General features: G+C 38.0%; 21 protein-coding genes and 2 pseudogenes. 3 read left to right on the top strand and 20 right to left on the bottom strand.

What is annotated here, in order from left to right:
* Positions 1-280: 280 nt before the first annotated feature.
* The gene (locus ACI3E5_RS16670; RefSeq protein ID WP_081091743.1) at positions 281-1,627 is read right to left on the bottom strand and encodes an aspartate ammonia-lyase; all 1,347 of its coding nucleotides are present in this window, start codon (positions 1,625-1,627) and stop codon (positions 281-283) included.
* Positions 1,628-1,785: 158 nt separating this feature from the next.
* Between ACI3E5_RS16670 and ACI3E5_RS16665 the strand changes: the two genes are divergently transcribed.
* Entirely contained in the window at positions 1,786-2,217 is a 432-nt protein-coding gene (locus ACI3E5_RS16665; protein WP_003125427.1) for an Lrp/AsnC family transcriptional regulator, read from the top strand.
* A gap of 58 nt (positions 2,218-2,275) precedes the next feature.
* On the opposite strand, the gene ACI3E5_RS16660 is transcribed toward ACI3E5_RS16665, so the two are convergent.
* The 10 genes from ACI3E5_RS16660 to ACI3E5_RS16615 all read right to left on the bottom strand — a co-directional run bounded on the left by ACI3E5_RS16660 (position 2,276) and on the right by ACI3E5_RS16615 (position 10,074).
* Positions 2,276-2,722, bottom strand: coding sequence for an Lrp/AsnC family transcriptional regulator (locus ACI3E5_RS16660; RefSeq protein ID WP_005470356.1), 447 nt, complete (start codon positions 2,720-2,722; stop codon positions 2,276-2,278).
* A 92-nt stretch (positions 2,723-2,814) separates the two neighbouring features.
* Positions 2,815-3,987, bottom strand: a complete 1,173-nt coding sequence (locus ACI3E5_RS16655; RefSeq protein WP_074536900.1) for an MFS transporter — start codon at positions 3,985-3,987, stop codon at positions 2,815-2,817.
* 14 nt (positions 3,988-4,001) lie between these two features.
* Complete coding sequence (locus ACI3E5_RS16650) at positions 4,002-4,754, bottom strand: amino acid ABC transporter ATP-binding protein (RefSeq protein ID WP_498822112.1); 753 nt, start codon at positions 4,752-4,754, stop codon at positions 4,002-4,004.
* 25 nt (positions 4,755-4,779) lie between these two features.
* Positions 4,780-5,541: an NAD(P)-dependent oxidoreductase gene (locus ACI3E5_RS16645; protein ID WP_311957822.1), complete on the bottom strand. Its 762-nt coding sequence runs from the start codon at positions 5,539-5,541 to the stop codon at positions 4,780-4,782.
* A gap of 39 nt (positions 5,542-5,580) precedes the next feature.
* Positions 5,581-5,751, bottom strand: coding sequence for a hypothetical protein (locus ACI3E5_RS16640; protein WP_311957821.1), 171 nt, complete (start codon positions 5,749-5,751; stop codon positions 5,581-5,583).
* 12 nt (positions 5,752-5,763) lie between these two features.
* Positions 5,764-6,984, bottom strand: a complete 1,221-nt coding sequence (locus tag ACI3E5_RS16635) for an aminotransferase-like domain-containing protein (RefSeq protein WP_005470347.1) — start codon at positions 6,982-6,984, stop codon at positions 5,764-5,766.
* A 23-nt stretch (positions 6,985-7,007) separates the two neighbouring features.
* On the bottom strand, positions 7,008-7,754 hold the full coding sequence (locus ACI3E5_RS16630; protein ID WP_054114517.1) for an amino acid ABC transporter ATP-binding protein: 747 nt from the start codon (positions 7,752-7,754) through the stop codon (positions 7,008-7,010).
* Positions 7,751-8,461 (bottom strand): amino acid ABC transporter permease, encoded by a 711-nt coding sequence (locus ACI3E5_RS16625; RefSeq protein ID WP_021150492.1) that lies wholly within the window; start codon positions 8,459-8,461, stop codon positions 7,751-7,753. Before ACI3E5_RS16625 ends, ACI3E5_RS16630 begins: the two co-directional genes overlap by 4 nt.
* 12 nt (positions 8,462-8,473) lie before the next feature.
* Positions 8,474-9,286, bottom strand: a complete 813-nt coding sequence (locus tag ACI3E5_RS16620; RefSeq protein ID WP_074536903.1) for a transporter substrate-binding domain-containing protein — start codon at positions 9,284-9,286, stop codon at positions 8,474-8,476.
* Positions 9,287-9,321: 35 nt separating this feature from the next.
* Positions 9,322-10,074, bottom strand: coding sequence for an amino acid ABC transporter permease (locus ACI3E5_RS16615; RefSeq protein ID WP_311957819.1), 753 nt, complete (start codon positions 10,072-10,074; stop codon positions 9,322-9,324).
* Between the two features lie 306 nt (positions 10,075-10,380).
* Here ACI3E5_RS16615 and ACI3E5_RS16610 point away from each other — a divergent pair, with 306 nt between their 5' ends.
* Positions 10,381-11,064, top strand: a complete 684-nt coding sequence (locus ACI3E5_RS16610; protein ID WP_002335147.1) for a PHP domain-containing protein — start codon at positions 10,381-10,383, stop codon at positions 11,062-11,064.
* Positions 11,065-11,100: 36 nt separating this feature from the next.
* Here ACI3E5_RS16610 and ACI3E5_RS16605 read toward each other — a convergent pair whose 3' ends face one another.
* From ACI3E5_RS16605 to ACI3E5_RS16580, 6 genes and pseudogenes are all read right to left on the bottom strand, one after another.
* Positions 11,101-11,598, bottom strand: a complete 498-nt coding sequence (locus tag ACI3E5_RS16605) for a GNAT family N-acetyltransferase (protein ID WP_002295755.1) — start codon at positions 11,596-11,598, stop codon at positions 11,101-11,103.
* Between the two features lie 55 nt (positions 11,599-11,653).
* Positions 11,654-12,562: pseudogene (locus ACI3E5_RS16600) on the bottom strand (IS982-like element ISEfm1 family transposase).
* Between the two features lie 415 nt (positions 12,563-12,977).
* A pseudogene (locus ACI3E5_RS16595) lies at positions 12,978-13,223 on the bottom strand (MerR family transcriptional regulator); the annotation flags it as partial.
* 795 nt (positions 13,224-14,018) lie between these two features.
* Entirely contained in the window at positions 14,019-14,324 is a 306-nt protein-coding gene (locus ACI3E5_RS16590) for a hypothetical protein (RefSeq protein WP_060792665.1), read from the bottom strand.
* Positions 14,325-14,410: 86 nt separating this feature from the next.
* Positions 14,411-14,626, bottom strand: a complete 216-nt coding sequence (locus ACI3E5_RS16585; protein ID WP_010748155.1) for a hypothetical protein — start codon at positions 14,624-14,626, stop codon at positions 14,411-14,413.
* Positions 14,627-14,692: 66 nt separating this feature from the next.
* Positions 14,693-14,893 carry a cold-shock protein gene (locus ACI3E5_RS16580; RefSeq protein WP_074536940.1) on the bottom strand — a complete coding sequence of 67 codons (201 nt, stop codon included), beginning with the start codon at positions 14,891-14,893 and terminating at the stop codon, positions 14,693-14,695.
* A 295-nt stretch (positions 14,894-15,188) separates the two neighbouring features.
* On the opposite strand from ACI3E5_RS16580, the gene ACI3E5_RS16575 reads away from it, so the two are divergent.
* Positions 15,189-15,338: a hypothetical protein gene (locus tag ACI3E5_RS16575; protein ID WP_005237684.1), complete on the top strand. Its 150-nt coding sequence runs from the start codon at positions 15,189-15,191 to the stop codon at positions 15,336-15,338.
* A gap of 75 nt (positions 15,339-15,413) precedes the next feature.
* Here ACI3E5_RS16575 and ACI3E5_RS16570 read toward each other — a convergent pair whose 3' ends face one another.
* The 3 genes from ACI3E5_RS16570 to ACI3E5_RS16560 form a co-directional block, all read right to left on the bottom strand.
* Positions 15,414-15,617, bottom strand: coding sequence for a hypothetical protein (locus ACI3E5_RS16570; protein ID WP_005225249.1), 204 nt, complete (start codon positions 15,615-15,617; stop codon positions 15,414-15,416).
* A gap of 835 nt (positions 15,618-16,452) precedes the next feature.
* The gene (locus ACI3E5_RS16565; RefSeq protein ID WP_311957818.1) at positions 16,453-17,523 is read right to left on the bottom strand and encodes a chromate transporter; all 1,071 of its coding nucleotides are present in this window, start codon (positions 17,521-17,523) and stop codon (positions 16,453-16,455) included.
* Between the two features lie 403 nt (positions 17,524-17,926).
* Positions 17,927-18,406, bottom strand: coding sequence for a GGDEF domain-containing protein (locus ACI3E5_RS16560; RefSeq protein ID WP_010748153.1), 480 nt, complete (start codon positions 18,404-18,406; stop codon positions 17,927-17,929).
* Between the last annotated feature and the right edge of the window lie 537 nt (positions 18,407-18,943).

Here is an 18,943-nt window from a genome sequence, read left to right as displayed (position 1 = left end):
TGTGAATGTGTTGTGGTAACTCTATTCTACAGAAGGGACTTCCTTTTTTCTATTTACACAAAATATTTTACACTCTCCTGAGTTAAACTGAATATCATTCTGTCTATATAAATTTTAAGATGGATTACCATACTTTTGTTTGACTCATTGACAAAAATCTAAAAAACTTATCCTCAGCGAGATTGAGTGTCTTTTACCAGACACAAATCCCTACTACAGATAAGTTTTTTATTTTTTTATGCTTTTAGGCTTTTAGGTATATGGATATTTCAGTTTTTCCTTACTGATAAGTTTCTGTCCGCAAGAATTCTTCTTGCTTTAATAGCTCCTCGATAGAACAATTTTTTTCCAATGCTTCTTTGACAAAAGCAGTGGCTTTTTCATAACCAATTTGCGGTGAAAGGGCTGTAATAGTCCCTGTACTGTTATTTACAGCTTTCAAACAAGCTGTTTCATTGACGGTAATACCTGCCACACATTTATCGGCAAAAATTTGACACGCTTTGGTCAACAGTTGACATGATTCAAATAAATTATGGAACATCACCGGCTCAAAAACATTCAATTCCAATTCTCCGGAAGCTGCCGCAAAGGTGATGGCACCGTCATTTCCAATCACTTGAAATGCAATTTGACTGATAACTTCTGGAATGACTGGATTGACTTTGCCCGGCATGATCGATGAGCCTGCTTGTCTTGCTGGCAAGTTGAGTTCATGAAAACCAGTTCGCGGACCGCTGGCTAAGAGACGCAGATCATTGGCGCTTTTGTTCAATGTGATGGCAATCGTTTTTAATCCACCTGAAATCGAGGCGAAACTGTCGGTATGCTGTGTACTATCAATCAGGTCATTCGCTGGCCGTAAGGGTCTTGGAAAACGTCGGTTCAATTCTTGATAGAGATATTCTTGATAGCGATAGGACGCATTAAGACCTGTCCCAATGGCTGTCCCACCCATATTTAAGGTCAATAGTTCTGCCGATAAGTGGTGCAGCCGTTCACGGCAACGCGTCAAACTGTGGGCATATGCAGCGAAACTTTCCCCTACTGTCATTGGCACCGCCTCTTGCAGTTGGGTTCGCCCCATTTTTGCCACGTGCTGAACTTCTTTCGCTTTCATATGCCATCTGTCAATCAACTGTACCAGCGCTTCATCCAATTGTTCAATATATACAAGCAAAGCCAGTTTCCCAGCACTAGGATAGACATCATTGGTGGATTGGCTTTGATTGACATCGTCTAAAGGATGAAGATATTGATATTCCCCTTTCTTATGCCCCATCAATTCTAACCCGCGATTGGCGATCACTTCATTCACATTCATGTTGGTGGATGTTCCTGCTCCCCCCTGAAATGTATCAACAATAAATTCTTCATCCCACTTGCCCATGATGATTTCTTCCGCAGCAGTCACAATGATTTGTGCTTTTTCTTTGGATAGCGTGCCAGATTGTTGATTGGCTAGCGCAGCTGCGGCTTTGATACGTGCTACTTGTTTGATCATCGTCAGATCAACTTTTTGATCAGTGAAAGCAAAATTTTCTTTTGCGCGATAACTATGAATACCATAATAAGCCCCCTCGTATATAGGTAGACTGCCAATTGTATCTGATTCGATCCTCATCATGATTTAAACGCCCCTTTTTGTATTATATGTGATAAAATATCACATAAGAGAAAAAGACACGAGCCTTTTCAGCCATCTCTTTGTTAATCCTTGAAATTGATTCCTTTCACTTTGAAAAACAAAGAGAAACAGTACAAAAACAGAAAAGAGGAAAGTATTTGGATGAACTAGATAAAAAGTTGTTGAATCTGTTGCAGCAAAATGGTCGGTTATCGATCAAAAAGTTAAGTGAAGCGTTATTCATCACTGCACCTGCTGTTTCCCAACGAATAAAACATTTAGAAGAAACCGAGCAATTGTTGTATTATCAAGCGACGATTGACTATGAACAAGCCGGCTTGCCGATCAAAGCATTTATCCACCTGTCGATCGAACCACAGCAAAAAGCAAGTTTCTATCCTTTCATACAGGCGATCCCCAATGTGTTGGAATGTGATTGTGTCACCGGCCCTTATTCAATGTTAATCAAAGTCGTTTTCCCTTCTACCAAATCATTGGACAGCTTTATCAATGACTTGCAAAAATTCGGTCGAACCAACACCCAAATCGTTTTCTCGACGCCAGTTCCCTCTCGAGGATATCAATTCTGAAAACCCAAAAAGCGCGCTTATCTCACATAGACAGGCACGCTTTTTTTATATACAGGGGTCACTGGTCATCGACTGGCACTTGCAACCCTCGTGGTCCGACATTCGTTGAAAATACAATGTGGGTTTTGGTATCCCCATAAAATTGCAAATCTGTGATAAACCGATCCAAGACGACCGTATCACTAAAATAAACCTTCAAGAGCATAGAATAATCTCCAGTGATACAGTCACACTCGATCACATTTGGGATGTCTGCGATATAGGCATAGAAGGCTTCTTTATCTTTGGCATTCACTGCGCAATGGACATACGCTTTGATCAGATAACCAAGTTTTTGGTAGTCGATCAGTGCCTGATAAGAACGGATATACCCAAGGGTTTCAAGGTTTTGTACCCGCACAGAAACAGATGGCGATGAAATAAAGCATTGCTCTGCGATCTGTTTGACAGTGACTCGGGCATTTTGCTGCATGATGTTCAGTATCTTGCGGTCTAAGTTATCCATAATCATCCCCCGTTCTCATTATTTTCTCAGTTTATCGAGAAAACAACAGAAGCGCAAGTTGCAGATTACATCCTATGTTAAATTTCCTAACATCAACGCTGAGATAATTGGAAATAGCGATAAACAATCATCGCCCCACAAGCAAACAGACCACACCCAAAAAACATCATGTCAAAGCCAAAAAGACTGGCGATGATTCCCCACAAAAAAGCCCCACCTCCATAAGCTACATCTAAGGCTGCTGAAAATACCGCTGTCCCTTGCCCTCGCTGCGCCTCAGACACCGATTCTAATACAATCGTATTCATCACAGGCAATAAGCCGGCATAACCGACACCATAACAACTCGCGGCCAGAAGCAAGCTACTGAGCTGTGTCGTAAATGGCAACAGACAAAAAGAAACCAAAATCAATAATAAACTGCCATAAATCAATGTAGCCGTTTGGATTTTGGCGAGCAAACGTGGAAATACGACCCGTGTTGTGACCGTCATGATCGACATGACCGTAAAATAATAGCCTGCGCCGATAATCTCACGTTCAAGGGCATATTGTGCAATAAACGCCACCACGCCAGAATTGGCAAAGCATATCAAAAAAAGGATACCGCTAGGAAACACAACCGCTTTGATGCGAAGCAGTTCTCGTAACGATGATTTCGCTTCGCCAGAGTGCGTATTCCTCCGTGAAAAGGGCTGTTCTTTCAAAAAGAAACTCAACAAAAAAGCTGTTCCGCTCAACAAGACAGCCATCCGAAAAAGTACAGGAAATCCATAATTTTCTACAACAGCAAGTCCTATCAACGGGCCGATGGCACTCGGCACAGCCTGGGCGATACTGAAATACCCCAATCCGACTGCTAATTTGCCTTCAGGAATCGTATCAACTGCCATCGTCGCTGCTGCTGTCGCTTGCAAACTATTGCCCACCCCTTGCAAGATGCGCAGACAAAAAAGCATCAATAGCCCCTGCAGCAGATTCAATAAACTAAAATCAATCAACAGAATGGCTAATCCCATACAAAGCAAGACTTTGCGTCCATATCGATCCAATGCCACACCGATTGGCAAACGGCAAAACAAAGCAGATAGCCCCAAGACACCTACAATGGCGCCGGATACTGCTTTAGAACCACCTAAAGAAGCAACATATAACGGCATAGTCCCCATTTGGGTCGTGATGGCTGTCATTGCTAGTACCGTGACCACCATCACTAAGTAAAAATCTTTCGACCAAAGCCGACTAGAGCTGTTCACATTTTCCATATTGTGCCTCGCTTCTATACAGCTAATTGAAAACGTACTTGTGTCAAAAATTGCTGTGTACATTCTTCTTGCGGATCCTCAAAAATTTCTTCTGGTGTTCCCGCTTCTACCACCACACCATCCGCCATGAATATCACTTTATCCGCGACTTCTTGTGCAAATTGCATTTCATGCGTCACGATGATCATCGTTTGCCCACTATCAGCCAGTTGCTTCATGACATTTAGGACATCACCGACAAGTTCTGGATCGAGCGCTGAAGTGGGTTCATCAAACAGTAATAACTCTGGCGTCAAAGCCATCGCTCTGGCGATACCTACACGTTGTTGCTGTCCGCCAGACAGTTGACTAGGATACATCATAGCTTTATCTGCCAAACCCACTTTTTCTAAGGCAGATAACGCTGCTTTTTCTGCCAGTTTTTTTGGGAAACGCCGTGGTGTGCGTAGTCCTTCCGCCACATTTTGCAACACATTCATGTGTCTGAACAGCTCATAGGATTGAAAGACCATCGCTGTTTTGCGGGCGATCTCCAATCGTTGGGTTTTGCCAATATGTGCGAGATCATACTGGAAGTCACCGATAGAATAACTCCCCGCATCAGGCTGCTCCAACAAATTCAAGCAACGCAAAAAGGTCGTTTTTCCAGAGCCGCTAGGACCAATGATGCATACAACTTCCCCACGTTCAATTTGTAAGCCAACATTTTTTAAGATGACTTGTTTATCGAAAGACTTCTTCAATCCTTTGATTTCTGCTTGCAGCATACTCCCACCCTTTCTTTTCTATCGCTCAAAGCGCGATCGTATTGGCAGATTGTCCTTCTAGCAAAATATCTCTTGCATTGTTCAAAGCTGTTTCTGCAATTTCTTGTACAGCCAATTGGGTATAATACGCAATATGCGGGGTCAAAAGCACATTTGGCAGTTGATTCAGCTGTTGATAATAAGGATTTTGATCCCACCCAACTGAAAAATACCGTTCTTCATTGGCGATAGCGTCTAATACAGCACCAGACAAACGCCCTTGCGCGAGTGCGGCAATCAACGCATCCGTATCAACGATTCCCCCACGTGCCGTATTGACCAGACAACTGCCAGGCTTCATCTGTGCAAAAACAGAGGCCGAAAATAGCCCTTCTGATGCTTTTGTCAGCGGGATATGGATCGACAAGACGTCCGATGCAGCAATCAAGGTCTCAAAGGACACATATTCGACAATCCCCTTCAACCGAGGATTTTCACTCCTACTAGTGGCAATCACATGTCCCCCCATATGATAAATCGCTTCTGCGACTAGAGCACCGATTCGACCAGTGCCTAACAAACCGACTGTTACGTCTTGTAGCTCCCGACCAATCACAGACCGTCGATCAAGTTTTCCTTTGATCATTGCTGGAATATTGCGTAAAGCCATCAAGATCGACATCACAGTGTAATGGCCCACCGATGTTGGGCTATAAGAAGGGACATTGGTGACCGTCAACTGATGCTTTTGCGCCCAGTCAAAACGAACACCGTCGACCCCCGTTGATTTGATCGATAACTGCTTCATCCCTAAAATATGCAAGCGTTGGTACAGGGACTCATCTTGCTACATAGCCAGACTAGGATACAAACAGATGCCGTCGTGCCCTGCTGCCAAATGGATATTCTCCCAAGACAAGCCCTCCATTACGATCGTCACTGGTGTTTTGTGGATAAATTGCCACCGTTCGATATAAGCAATTTCCTCTTCACTTACCCCGTAATAAATCAATTTCATTGGCAACACCTCCTAAATGACCCCTTCATATGCTGGCGGCATAGCGTATTCCAACGCATCACCTAATAAAGCGATCCCTTGATCGATCTGTGCCAATGTCGGCTTCGTAAAATTCAGCCGAAATGAATGCTCATAGCCTTTTCCCGCAACACTCATGATATTGCCTGGAATGACCGCAACTTTCGCCTCATCAAGGTAATCATAGAACCGCTCTGCGTCCATCTCAGTCGATAGGAAACAGGTGATAAAATAGCCGCCTGTTGGTTTGATAAAGGTAAGCTTATCCGTTGGCAGTGCCTGTAATGCTTGCAGCATGCGGGCATATTTCTCTTGATACAACAAGGTCAATTGGGCCACATGACCTTCGAAATCATGATGATCCATATATTCGGCCAATACCACTTGCCAATAAAAATTGGTGTGGGAATCGGCGGATTGCTTGGCCAAAATCAATTTTTCCATTGCAGGACCAGCAGCCATCATAAAACCAATCCGGCTGCTGGGTGCCAAAATTTTTGAAAAAGATCCCGCATAAATGATTCGTCCTTCGGTATCTAATGTTTTCATCTTAGGGATCGGTGTACCTTCATACAACAACTCACCGTAAGGATCGTCTTCAAAAATCAGCACATCATATTGACATGCCAATGCATAAATGGCTTTACGTTTTTCCAATGGCATTGATGTGCCTAAAGGGTTTTGGAAAGTGGGGATCAGATACAACATTTTCACTCTTGCGTCTGTTTTGAGGATTGTTTCTAAAGCGTCAAGATCCATTGATTCTGCTGCAAGATCCATCGGTACCGGCACTGGTATCGCCCCATATCCTTTGATAGCATTCACCGCACCGGAAAATGTTTGCTCCTCGCATAACACCACATCGCCTTCATTACAAAAGACTTTTACCGCCAAATCCATGGCTTGGGTCGAGCCCGAAACCACCAGCACCTCCTCTTCGTTATCGATATTTGACAATTGACGCAAACGTTCTTTGATCAAGGTCCGTAAGCGCGGATACCCCTCTGATGCCCCATACTGCAAGAAAGACTCTGGGTCCGCTTCGTTATATAATTTTTGCGAGATCTCTTTCAATGTAGCCATTGGAAATGCTTCTGTCGGTGGAAATCCGTAAGCAAAGGAAATAGCTGCTGCAGACTCCATATTTTTTTTTGCATTCTCTCTTAATGGAGATGCTTCTAATGTCATGATACGTTGTGCGAATTGATAGGCCATTCTATTTCCTCCCTGCATAGTTGTTAGCCGGCCAGCTGTGTGGTAAAGCGGGCTAAAAAGGCTTTGGTTCGTTCTTCTTTGGTTTCCTCGAATACTTGTTGCGGTGTGCCTTGTTCAACAATATGTCCATTCTCCATGAAAACGACTTTGTCTGCTACTTCATACGCGAATTTCATTTCATGGGTCACCAATACCATGGTCGCACCGGCTTCCGCAATTTCTCTGAGCAGCGCCAATGTCTGTCCCACTAGTTCCGGGTCCAATGCCGAGGTAGGTTCATCAAACAAGATGACCTTAGGATTCAACGCCAACGCACGGGCGATCCCGATACGCTGTTGTTGTCCACCTGACAGTTGGCTAGGATAAAAATCTTGTCGTTCAGACAAACCGACTTGATCCAACAAAGCCTCTGCTGTTCGCAGGGCAGCTTCTTTGCTTTGTTTTTTGGTCACGATCAATGGCATCATGATATTTTCTTTGGCTGTTTTATTTTGAAACAAGGCATAATTTTGGAAAACCATCGCTGTTTGCCGTTGATGGGTCAATATTTCTTTTTTACTTGCTTTGTGCAATGTGGTGGTGGTTTCTCCCAATTGAATCACACCTTGATCTGCTCGTTCCAAAAAATTGAGACAACGCAAGAAGGTCGTTTTTCCCGAACCGGAAGGCCCCAATAAGACGACTACTTCGCCTTTAGCGACATCAAGATCAATCCCTTTTAACACTTCTTGTTTGCCGAATCGCTTATGGATATCCGTTACTTTCATCATAATGCGGCCCTCCTTAGTTTGCGCAACAGCCGATTTTCCAGTAATTGTGCCCCTTTTTCGATGACCAAACTAATCAGCCAATAAATGATCGCAACAGCCACATACGCTTCTAAAAACCGATAATTTTGCTGGGCCGTGATTTTAGCTGCCGCAAAAACATCGACAACACTGACCATGGAAGCTAAGGCCGACGCTTTAACCAACGAGATCAGCAAATTACTGAACATGGGCAATGAAATCGGCCAGGCTTGCGGGAGCAGCACACGACGGATGACTTGTAAGTTCGTCATGCCGATCGATTTGGCTGCATCGAACTGCCCTTTTTTGACTGCCGCAAATGCGCCCCTGAAAATCTCGCTGCTATTGATAGCAGACATTAAACTCAAGGCGGCGATCGCTATCCAAACCATGTTGAAATCTTTAAATCGCAAAGTCCAATGCATCGACTCCGCCCAAATATCAAACTGTTTAGCAGAAATAAGATATAACGCTAAAATCACTAAAACCACTGGGACCCCTTTTAAGACCGTGACAATCACTTGCAGCACTGGTGCGAGGATCTTGATCCTATACAGACGAATCAAGGCGATGATCAACCCAACCACCGCGCCAATGACTAGTGCGGTCAACGCCATAAAAAGCGTCGTACCAATATAATGACTTGCTGTTTTCAGCGCTTCGATCATAATAGACAATTGAAAACTCATCGCCATTCCTCCCTATTCTGGGACGTAATCCCCATCTAGATATTTTTCTGATAATTCTTTGATCGTTCCATCTGCTTTCAATTCCTCTAATGCTGTATTGACCGCATCAATAAAGTCTTGGTCAGCTTCTTTGTTGAACAATAAGTAGGCATCTGAGTTGTGGACTGGTTCGCTGCCGATCTCTAGATTTTCACTAAATGAATTGTTCCAATTATCGACTTGATATTCTGGTGCTAACGTTGCATCGACCGCACCTGAAGTGACTGCTTGTACGATTTGCTCGTTGTTGTATTCCCCATAAACCAATTCAAAAGCATCGGGATTTTCTGCCAGATAAGCCTCAGCCATTGCTGCTTGGTTAGTAGCAGTCGTCACATAGACTTTTTTTCCTGCTAAATCTTCGAAGCTATCGTAGACCGTACCGGCATCTGGATCAGAGACAATATACGTATCCCAGACCACATACCCAACATCCCCATAGACGAATTTTTCTTTCCGTTCATCATTGACTTCATATTCATAGGCAGCCATCTGGACTTTATTGCTTTCTAAATTTGATAACGTCGTTGGGAAATCCGCTCCTTCAAAGGTAAAGGTATAATCAAGTAATTTTTCGTCGATTGCTTTAACGACGGCGACATCATAGCCATCATATTCACCATTTTCGTCTAAATAAGCATATGGCAATGCTTCATTCCCAGTACCCACCTTGATTTCTGTTGCATCACTTGCTCCACTGCTTGCAGTGTCGGCAGAACTGCTTCCGCAAGCCCCTAAAACCAAAAGTGTCACCAATGTAATTGCACCTAAAATCGTTTTTTTCATTTGAATTCCTCCCTTTCCCTCTACCCAAAATTTTCCTATGTTGTTTTGATTTTTTGCTGTTTTTTGGTCCATGATATCAGTGGTACTTTTGCTGTTTGTTGTTTTGTTTTCGAAAAACTCATCCGACGTTCCAGACCGGTGAAAACACGTTCTAAGAGGAAGCTTAAGGTAATAAACAAGATCGCCGCACCGACATAGCCTTCAAGTGTATGGAAGGTCACTGCGCCTATCGCTCGCGCTTTGCCGACAACATCCACTACCCCAATGGTAAAAGCCAGCGATGTGTCTTGCAGCAGTGCAATCGTAGTTGTACCAAATGCAGGTAATGCGACACGGACAACTTGCGGTAAAATCACTTGTCGATACATTTGTGTTTTCGTCAATCCGCAAGCAATACTCGCTTCCTTCTGTGTGACCGGTACACTTAGAATCGCAGCCCGGAAAGTTTCAGACTGAAAGGCAGCAGTATTTAATCCGTAGGTGATATAGATGAAAATAATTTTATTCCATGAGGAAACATCGATTTGAATCATTTGTAATAAGGCGGGTACACCATAATACACAACATACAGTTGAACCAATATCGGTGTGCCTCGAATAAATGAAACGAAGACTGCCGCCAGTTGACTCAGAAATGGCACTTTTTCGACACGAATAAATGCAAGTAAAATCCCTAAAAGCAATCCTGTAATCGACGCCACTGCTACTATCATCAACGTAACCGGCAAAGCATTTAAAACCTTTGGAAAATATTCCCAAACTAATTTCCACTGAAAAAATTCCGACATATTGCCCCTCCTTTTTCTGAATATTCTGATTATTAGACAATATTACTAATGGAAAAAAATTTTTCAATAGATTCATTACTAAAACTTCATTAATTTTATAAATTCTCCCTTTTAACTAAAAAAAGAAAGATGCAAACGGCATCTTTCTTTTTAATATAAGAATATAAAATACTACCCGTGGTGCTAGTTAATTTTTTCCTAGAGGAAAATGTCTAAACATGTTGGTAAATCAACAAAAAAACGCATATAGTAGTCTCAAAACTCCCAAGAAATGAGGACTATTTAACAAACTACGATGGTTACGTCGTGACAACTGAACATTTTGACTTAGCCAATCCTGTTACTAAAGTCGATGATATCCCCGATTATGAAATGTACAGTCAAACAATCGATAGCTTAAATAAGCGTTTTGGCAATCGTGTTTTAAAAGGCATCGAAATCGGTTACATCGCTTCTGAAAAGGATCGGATCATCGACTATTTAGCCGATAAAGATTACGATTTAAAATTACTCAGTGTGCATCATAATGGTCAATTTGATTATTTAGATGACGAAGTCAAAGATATGGATCCTGCTATTGTGATTCCTCAGTATTTTGCACAACTTTCAGAAGCACTAGTTGTTATAGAAGCAGATGTCTTTGCTCATTTTGACTATGGTTTTCGGGTATTTGGTCTATCCGTTGCTGAATTTAAACAATATGAAGCGCAGTTTTTACCGATTCTAGATCAAGTAATCAAAAATAAATTGGCATTCGAATTAAATGCTAAGAGCGCTTACTTGTATGACAATTTAGCGTTATATGAATATGTCATCGATTTATATCTTTCACGTGGTGGTACCTTGTTTAGTGTTGGATCAGATGGGCATTACCTTGAACATTTCCGTTTCCATTTCGATGATCTTTTTGCTCTGTTAAAAGCAAAAGGTGTGACGGAATTAGCGATTTATCAAAAAGGAAAGCGAATTATGGTTCCATTACCAGTCTAAAAAAACGTCCTCAGCATCAAAAGTGAGGACGTTTTTTTAGATTTCTTTTTCTAAAATCGGACAAATACGATCTTGTTTTCCTAAAGGAAAATGTTTGATCCCGATTTTTTTAAATCCATGACGTTCATAAAAACGAATACCTGCATGATTTTTTTCATAAACAGTCAAACGTAAATAACGTTTTTGTTTCGTTTTAGCATAACGATTCGCTTCATCGAGTAACCGTTGCCCTAACCCTTTGTTTTGATAATCTTTGAGCAGATAGAGCCGTTGAATCTCTATAGCATCTTTTTCATCATTGACTTTCATATAACCAATGAGTATTTGATGATCCTTAATACCAATAAATTTACTGGTTGACTGTGCCAATTCTACTGCCAATATTTCAGTTGTCAATTGTGTCTGTAAATATCCTTGCATATCAAGTGGATCTGCGCCATCGATAAACGATTCATAAAAACTGACAACACTTACAACTTGTAAAGCATCTAGATCATCATAATCTAAATACGCTAGTGTGATTTGATTGTTCATCTAACTCCTCCTTTTGACATAGTATACTATAAATCACCCGTGGTGCTAGTTAATTTTAATATCCTAAAGAATATCTCAAAGTTCCTTCAAAACGTCGTTGTGCTCGACTTAATAGAATACTGTAAGCCAGTAATATGCTTTCAAATCTACTCTCTAGCCCTTTAACAGAACGTGAGTTGAAATTTTGACAACCTAATTTTTCTAAGGAAGAAAAAACAGTCTCAACTGTTTTTCTTTGTTTTCCAAGTAAGCTGTGGTCTAGTTTTTCTGATTTATCCATGTTTTTACGTGGCGGAACGGATATAGTAATGCCCTTAAGGGCAAGTTTTTCATGGATTTTATGGCTAATATATCCTTTGTCCCCTAGGATATTGGGAAGATTCGCTTCTTCCGATAAAGTCTCTAACACTTTCACGTCATGGACACCTGGATTCGTGATTTAGTAAGTAATCGGAAAGCCAGTCTTAGTAACGATCATATGAATTTTAAGACCATAAAAATAAGATTTTTTTGTTGAGTTATAGCCAACTTTGGCTATTTGATTCAATAGTTTTGCTTGTCTATTTCTAACTGGTTTACATAATAAACTAGGAAAACTATCTATAATTCCGACTAGTTCACCTTTGGTGAGCTTCTTGATGAAAAAGTATCGAATAATCTTGATAGTGTAAGCTAAGTTTGAACTTAAGCGAGTGAATCGACTCCTACTAGGAAAGTCACCATTAGGAAATAAGACGGAACAAACCGCTCTATACGTGGCTCTTTGGCTAGTATAGCCATTAATTATGCCCCATATAACACAAGCAATAATCACTGTATCGCGTTGCTTCAGTTGATCAGTATTTCTTCGGTTTTTAATCTTATCTGGTACACAATTGTGGTATATGTTAGAAACAGTTCTCATAATTTCCTTGAATGTTATAAAAGTATCTGTATAATGTTCAGTATATTTTGATAAACGCATATGTAGTCCTCATTTCTTGGGAGTTTTGAGACTACTATATGCGTTTTTTTGTTGATTTACCAACATGTTTAGACATTTTCCTCTAGGAAAAAATTAACTAGCACCACGGGTTTAATAAGTTTTGTAATAATTACTCGACACGGTAGTTCGTTAGCTACGCAGCCACTGATCGTTGCATAGTTTCTGACATTGTTCTTATGATTCAGTAACTCTTATTCCGTTTGACTCCTAATAGTTCATGGGCGAAGCGCGTCCGTCTAAAATAGTTGTTTCTATCGTTTGAACCTCATTGACAATTTTTGGAGAATCTTACCATCCCTTTTCAGCAGTTAAATGTAAAATTCTTTAATAGCTACGCTTATTTTTCATCCAGAATGATAACCTCCCAAATTTTTCCTTCTATCTATATAGCATCATTTTGTGCTTCACGTGATTGAGCTAGTTGAGCAAAATCAATTAAAGATTCAATCGACAATCCAGCATTTCGCAAGTTTTTTGCTAGATAAATCCAATTTAAATCATTGGTAGTATAATCTCGGTAGCCGCTCTCGTGGCGGTGAACGGGTGGTATCTCGCCAACACGCTCATAATAGCTTAGTGTATCCACACTTAAATCAAACATTTCAGCTGCTTTTTTATATTCATCGAATCTCCTCCTCATTCTTCTTATTTATAATAAACCATGGAGTTAACTCTAGAGAAACCAGAAGCCTCTTGTCTCTATGCTAATACTACACTAAATACCTCCTCACATTCCGTAGACTATTAAAATATTAAGCAATAGATAAAATCAGTTAAATGCAACTTCTCATATTCTAATGTTTATTAAGTAAGAATAATGTTAAAATAAAAAAACGAAGAGTATTCGGCGCAGTCCAGAAAAACTTCCCCAAGTTTTCTGTGCCGGTACTCTTCTTAGATTAATGCATGTTGCTTAATCAGCCTACGCTATATATTTCTTTTTTGCAAGTAATTACGATGTAGAAGCAATGCTTAGGAATCCCTTACGTTTTTTCTATTTTTACTTTTGACTTCTTTTAAGTGCTATACTGGATAAGTACCATGAAAGTAGGTGTTCAAATATGAATACTAATTTTTATCCAGTGGAAGTTTTTAGTTCGGACTACCGTTTATATTCATCAAAAGCAAAAACAAATTTGTATGATTTTCAATCGAGACCACCTTTGATCACGTCATTTGCTGTGCTAAATTTGAAAGAGTTGCGCAATATTCAACTCAAATTATTTATTTACGATATTGATATCGAAAAATTTTCTACTTTAGAGGAAGCTAAATCTAGATGTAACTCTCTTATGTATAAATAATTTAACTAGCTGATCATAGCTAGTTTTTTTGTATATCTGTATCTAATGAACTAAATGTTCATCCTTAATCTGCTTAATAAAAAGAAATATTTATCGCTAAACTTATGGTGGCGGATTTAGAAGTTTATAGATTAGCGAATGACACAGAAATATCTGCCATCTGCTATGGGTGAATCAGATAAAATATATTTCTGGATGGTTCCTTTGAAGAGTTTTTCTCCTTCACAGCAACTTTTTAAAGAAGTATACATTTTTTCAGAACCATCCAGATAATAAACATTGATTCCCTGAATCTGATTATAATTAATCGGAGAACGTCGTGTACAAGAAAGTTGATCTCCTAGATATTTCACTTGATTAACAATCATTGGGTCATTAAGCCAATTTTTGTTAAGTGTCAATTTTACGATTAACTGATGAATAGCTTCTTTTTGCATTTTATTCCTCCACTCAAACCAATCGTCTATCCAGTTTACATATACATAGTACGTGATCAAAAAACTCAATCTATTCTTCATTGATTTCAGTTACTCATTAAATTTTTATAATTTATAACTGTTCTTTCCGTAGTATTCGTCACTTCTGAATTTGAAAGGGTTACAACTGCCGAATTGCTGAGTAGCTTTATAATTGTTCCAGCTGCTTGTTTTTTTCTATATCGAAATATGACCTGTTGATCTATATGAAAAGCTTGGCCTTCTATTGAAAGTTGTTGTGGTTTCCATTGTGAAAAACTCATTCTTACCCCTCCTTTGAAGTATGAAAAAACCGCCTCACACATGTTGAGACGGGTTAAAAGGCACTTTTATGCTTTATAGATATTAGCAGCTTGCATACCACGTTGACCTTCTTCAGTATCAAAAGTGACTGCTTGCCCTTCATCGAGAGACTTGAATCCATCTGCTTGAATCGCAGAAAAATGAGCAAAGATATCTTGACCATTCTCTCCGGTTATAAAACCAAAACCTTTGTCTGCATTAAACCACTTTACTGTACCTTTATTCATACTATTTCCTCCTTGTGCATCATTACGAATGCGTTTTGTTGCAATAATTGTTTGATAAGCAAAAGGAGAGTATAAATTTATGTATAGCACTCTTAATACGTTTCAAAGTTTATCACTACAAGTAGTATACCACACAAACTCTTTAGTTGCAACTTTACATAAAAATATTATTTTTTTATAAACTTATCACTCACTATACACTATTTTATTTTTAATGTGCTATACTATCTATATAGAATTTCGCTATGAACGTTATCGTTACCTTTCGTCACTATTTGAGAGAGGAGAATGTATTATGACATTCACTAACAAAACAATTGATTATCGTGTTACTTTGGACACTAACTTAAACTTGTTTATTGTTTTTTCTAAAAATGATGAAACCAAAGTGGCAACCGGTACTACAATCGAAAATGCAGTACATGAATTAGAAAAACTAGCATAAGGAGTGAAACTCTCTAATGGCCAAGCTCTTTTCATATTAAAGGCAGCTACTTGTAAGAATGAGTAGCTGTCTTATTCATTTTTTGTGTGCTAATTTGCTAAAAATGATCTCCATTGTTTCAAGTGTATCGATATCCATCTGACACAACCAGAGAAATACCTTCTTTTCCTCCTCCGTCCAAGTAGTTTTTGGATAGGCGGAAAGAAGTTTCAGATATTTTACACGTTGGATACTAGATGACAATAGCCAGTGCTGTTCAAAACTCTCACTTTCTTCCATATCATCCCTCCAAAATGGTATTACCTACAGTTAGACATAGCAAATGCAAGTAACTTTTAACTAAAAAATATCACAAACTAGCAAGCCAATCATCACAGATTAAAAATTGCTTTTTTTATGTTAATAAAGCAGTACATCTATTTATTGTCTCCTATTCTTAGATCCAGCTTCAGCTCGATTTTAAAATAGAGCAAAATCCTATAATTTCTGATCCGTTAAAATCAATATTGTAGAATTCATAATCATTTTTTATCAAGCAATCATTTATTTAAAAACCATTCACATAAGTAATAATTAACTTTTCGAAACCTAAGTCTTTAAGGAATACTATTTTGTTCTATAGTGGTTTTCCGATAATGCTTCCACATAATATCTTAATAACTTGTAATCTTTTTCATCAATACTTTTTATTATTATTTTATTTCCAAATAACGATCTGTGTGAATTTTTTAAAAGTCTGTGATGTATTTGATTTAAAATCAAATACTCTACTTCTTCGTCCTTCAAGTTAGGATCAGTAATCTTTTCTAAATCCCGATGAATATAATTATATTCTAAGTGAGACGCGTCATTAATAACTCGTTTAAATTCTTCTTTCTCAACTTTCAGGAAAATCACGTCCTTCCCTTAATAAAAAACTCAGCGAAAAGAGAGATTAACTAACCACTTCTGCTATTTAAAAATACATATTACATAATCAAATAAATTTCAATTCAACATCAGATATCTTTACAATAGTATGTTACCCCTTACCTAAAAAAAATTTATTGTTTTTATACATAAATACCCTAACATTCTTATGCAAAACTCTTATCAATAGATCATCTAATCTAAATCATAAAAATAGACCTAATAGAATTCCCCCTAAGATGAAGAATGCAGAGTTAATTTTGTATTTAAGAATACCTAATAGACTAATAAAAAAAATTAAAATGAAATACCATTCAACAAATATATTTTGTCCTAATTGGATGGTAACATTAGCCATCAATGCTAATGCTGCCGCATTTATACCAATTAACATTTTGGAAAATGTATTGGATTGTTTAAGCTTGGAAAATAGTGGTGCTAATATAAGAACCAGTAGAAACGATGGTAAAAAAATCCCTACTGTAGCTACCAAAGCACCTGGGATATCGAAAAGTAAATATCCAATAAAAGTTGCTGTAGTAAATACAGGCCCAGGAGTAAATTCGCCTACAGATATGGCATCTATCATTTGAACTTGGGTCAATACTTGTAACTTATCAACAAATTCTGATTGGATAAACGCAAGTAATACATAGCCACTACCATATAAAAGTAAACCTATTTTCAGGAAAGTTAAAAATAAAATTGAGAGACTAAATGGCTCTATGACATAATTTTTAAAATTCCAATCTTTTTTTATTAATAGTAAGAGTATTGCGGCAACTATTAACACAGTGAGTTCCGAAGCACCAAAAACAACCAAAAGCAGAGATAGGCAAAAAACAATAAATGTAGACATATCTTTTATAGCTGTTTTAAAAAGCTTTATTAGAGCTGCTACAATAATTGCTACAATGACAGGCTTTATATACTCCAGAATTGTTTGAACTCTAGGAAGGTCTCCATATAATTTATAAAAGTGCCCTATAATCATTACAATGACCATTGCTGGTAAAATAAATGAAATACCTGCTAAAAATAATCCCCATTTTCCAGCACGCCGATGACCTAATATAATTGCCATCTCTGTAGAGTTTGGACCAGGAATCAAGTTAGTAAATCCTAATAAATCTAGAAACTCTTCCTTAGACATCCATTGCCTTTTATCCACGACTTCTTCTTCCATCATAGCGATATGAGCAGCTGGTCCACCAAAAGCAAAGAACCCAAGTTTTGAGAACACTTTAACAATCTCGATGTATTTATTTTCTTCCATAAGCCCTCCAATAGCATGAGAAATATTAAGTTATGTGCATGATTTGTTATATCAATGACCGGTTTCAGTTTATTAGATCTTTACTTTCCAATAAATAGTTTAGAAAAGGACGCAAAGAGAAAAATAGAACTTTCTCTTTGCGTCCTTTGATGAAACCTTCTGAAAAATGATAAATATATTATCATTACAGTAGATTTACTCACCTATAAATATAAAAGCAACATATAAAAAGAAGACTTCCCCAATCTGCTTTCCCCGCTACTCTTTTAATGAGACACACTAGAAAATTTTAGAACAATTATTTATATATAGCAAGTAAAATGCCCTTGTTAAACAATACTATTTTAATGAACCGTCCAAGAGATCTTGATCAAGCCAAAATCATGTTTAATTGCATAATAAATCAAGAATAAACAACAAGTGTGTTTCTACCTCTTTTTTTTGCAGCATACAGCGCTTGATCAGCCTGATTGATGAGTTCATATACATCTAAAGAAGAATCATACTTAGAAATGCCAGCAGAAAAATAAAGCGTAATCTTTCTTTCCCCTCCAATATTCAACTTATTTTTTAATAAGAATGCCTGAAATCTTAATATAGTCTTTTGAACAGACTTTAATGTACTGTCTTTGAAAATAACTAAAAATTCTTCGCCTCCATATCTATAAACCTCTACTTGATCTTGGTGTGCTTCACTAAGAAAAGTTGTTATTTTTTTTGAAAAGAATATTAAAGCACGATTTCCTGTAATGTGTCCATAGTGATCATTAATTCTTTTAAAATGATCTAAATCCATCATAACAAAAATAAGCTTTTCCTTTTCAACCTCTGTCATACTATCTACGTCTTGATTTAAGCTTCTAATATTTTTAACTTTCGTCAATTCATCGTAGTTTCTCCCAATAAGTTTTCTATTTATATCTTTTAAGAATTATTTTTGAGTACTTAGATAGTATTGCCAAGAAATACAAATAATTATAGACCCTATAAACAAAGATAGATATTCCCAAAAAGTAAGTTTATATTCAAAAAAGAGCATAGAATTCAATCCAGCCATCATTAGAGTAATTAAAACAAAAAATATATAAAACGGTATCTGTATTTTATATTTATAAAAGCTTTTTTTAATTACGAAACTAAAAGTGAATGCCAGTATACTTAGAACTAGAATACTAAGTAATGTCTTGATATCAATAATACTTATTACGATAGTCTGATAAACACCATCATTAGAGCCAATAAAAGAAAATAATTTTTCATTTTGAATGAGTTAAAGTATAAGATAAATAAAGGTAATGTATATTCATAATAAACATACCCCACATTATTTATCGAAAAAGTTAGGGAGCGTCAATAATTTTGTGTAAATGATTCTTCCCTACTGCAGATTGTTTCTAATTCTCAATCAGTTGGCTTAGCA

The organism is Candidatus Enterococcus avicola, from assembly GCF_047470845.1.
GTDB lineage: Bacteria > Bacillota > Bacilli > Lactobacillales > Enterococcaceae > Enterococcus_D > Enterococcus_D casseliflavus.
This window is presented reverse-complemented; position numbering and strand designations above follow the sequence as displayed.

Excerpts from the sequence above, each read along its gene's own strand:
- ACI3E5_RS16655 (WP_074536900.1), bottom strand. The coding sequence starts at position 3,987 with ATGGAAAATGTGAACAGCTCTAGTCGGCTTTGGTCGAAAGATTTTTAC.
- ACI3E5_RS16605 (WP_002295755.1), bottom strand. The coding sequence starts at position 11,598 with ATGAACAATCAAATCACACTAGCGTATTTAGATTATGATGATCTAGAT.
- ACI3E5_RS16640 (WP_311957821.1), bottom strand. The coding sequence starts at position 5,751 with ATGAAATTGATTTATTACGGGGTAAGTGAAGAGGAAATTGCTTATATC.
- ACI3E5_RS16570 (WP_005225249.1), bottom strand. The coding sequence starts at position 15,617 with ATGGAAGAAAGTGAGAGTTTTGAACAGCACTGGCTATTGTCATCTAGT.
- ACI3E5_RS16645 (WP_311957822.1), bottom strand. The coding sequence starts at position 5,541 with ATGAAGCAGTTATCGATCAAATCAACGGGGGTCGACGGTGTTCGTTTT.
- ACI3E5_RS16580 (WP_074536940.1), bottom strand. The coding sequence starts at position 14,893 with ATGAATAAAGGTACAGTAAAGTGGTTTAATGCAGACAAAGGTTTTGGT.
- ACI3E5_RS16590 (WP_060792665.1), bottom strand. The coding sequence starts at position 14,324 with ATGCAAAAAGAAGCTATTCATCAGTTAATCGTAAAATTGACACTTAAC.
- ACI3E5_RS16670 (WP_081091743.1), bottom strand. The coding sequence starts at position 1,627 with ATGATGAGGATCGAATCAGATACAATTGGCAGTCTACCTATATACGAG.
- ACI3E5_RS16630 (WP_054114517.1), bottom strand. The coding sequence starts at position 7,754 with ATGATGAAAGTAACGGATATCCATAAGCGATTCGGCAAACAAGAAGTG.
- ACI3E5_RS16575 (WP_005237684.1), top strand. The coding sequence starts at position 15,189 with ATGACATTCACTAACAAAACAATTGATTATCGTGTTACTTTGGACACT.
- ACI3E5_RS16660 (WP_005470356.1), bottom strand. The coding sequence starts at position 2,722 with ATGGATAACTTAGACCGCAAGATACTGAACATCATGCAGCAAAATGCC.
- ACI3E5_RS16650 (WP_498822112.1), bottom strand. The coding sequence starts at position 4,754 with ATGCTGCAAGCAGAAATCAAAGGATTGAAGAAGTCTTTCGATAAACAA.
- ACI3E5_RS16565 (WP_311957818.1), bottom strand. The coding sequence starts at position 17,523 with ATGGAAGAAAATAAATACATCGAGATTGTTAAAGTGTTCTCAAAACTT.
- ACI3E5_RS16615 (WP_311957819.1), bottom strand. The coding sequence starts at position 10,074 with ATGTCGGAATTTTTTCAGTGGAAATTAGTTTGGGAATATTTTCCAAAG.
- ACI3E5_RS16635 (WP_005470347.1), bottom strand. The coding sequence starts at position 6,984 with ATGGCCTATCAATTCGCACAACGTATCATGACATTAGAAGCATCTCCA.
- ACI3E5_RS16625 (WP_021150492.1), bottom strand. The coding sequence starts at position 8,461 with ATGAGTTTTCAATTGTCTATTATGATCGAAGCGCTGAAAACAGCAAGT.
- ACI3E5_RS16585 (WP_010748155.1), bottom strand. The coding sequence starts at position 14,626 with ATGAGTTTTTCACAATGGAAACCACAACAACTTTCAATAGAAGGCCAA.
- ACI3E5_RS16620 (WP_074536903.1), bottom strand. The coding sequence starts at position 9,286 with ATGAAAAAAACGATTTTAGGTGCAATTACATTGGTGACACTTTTGGTT.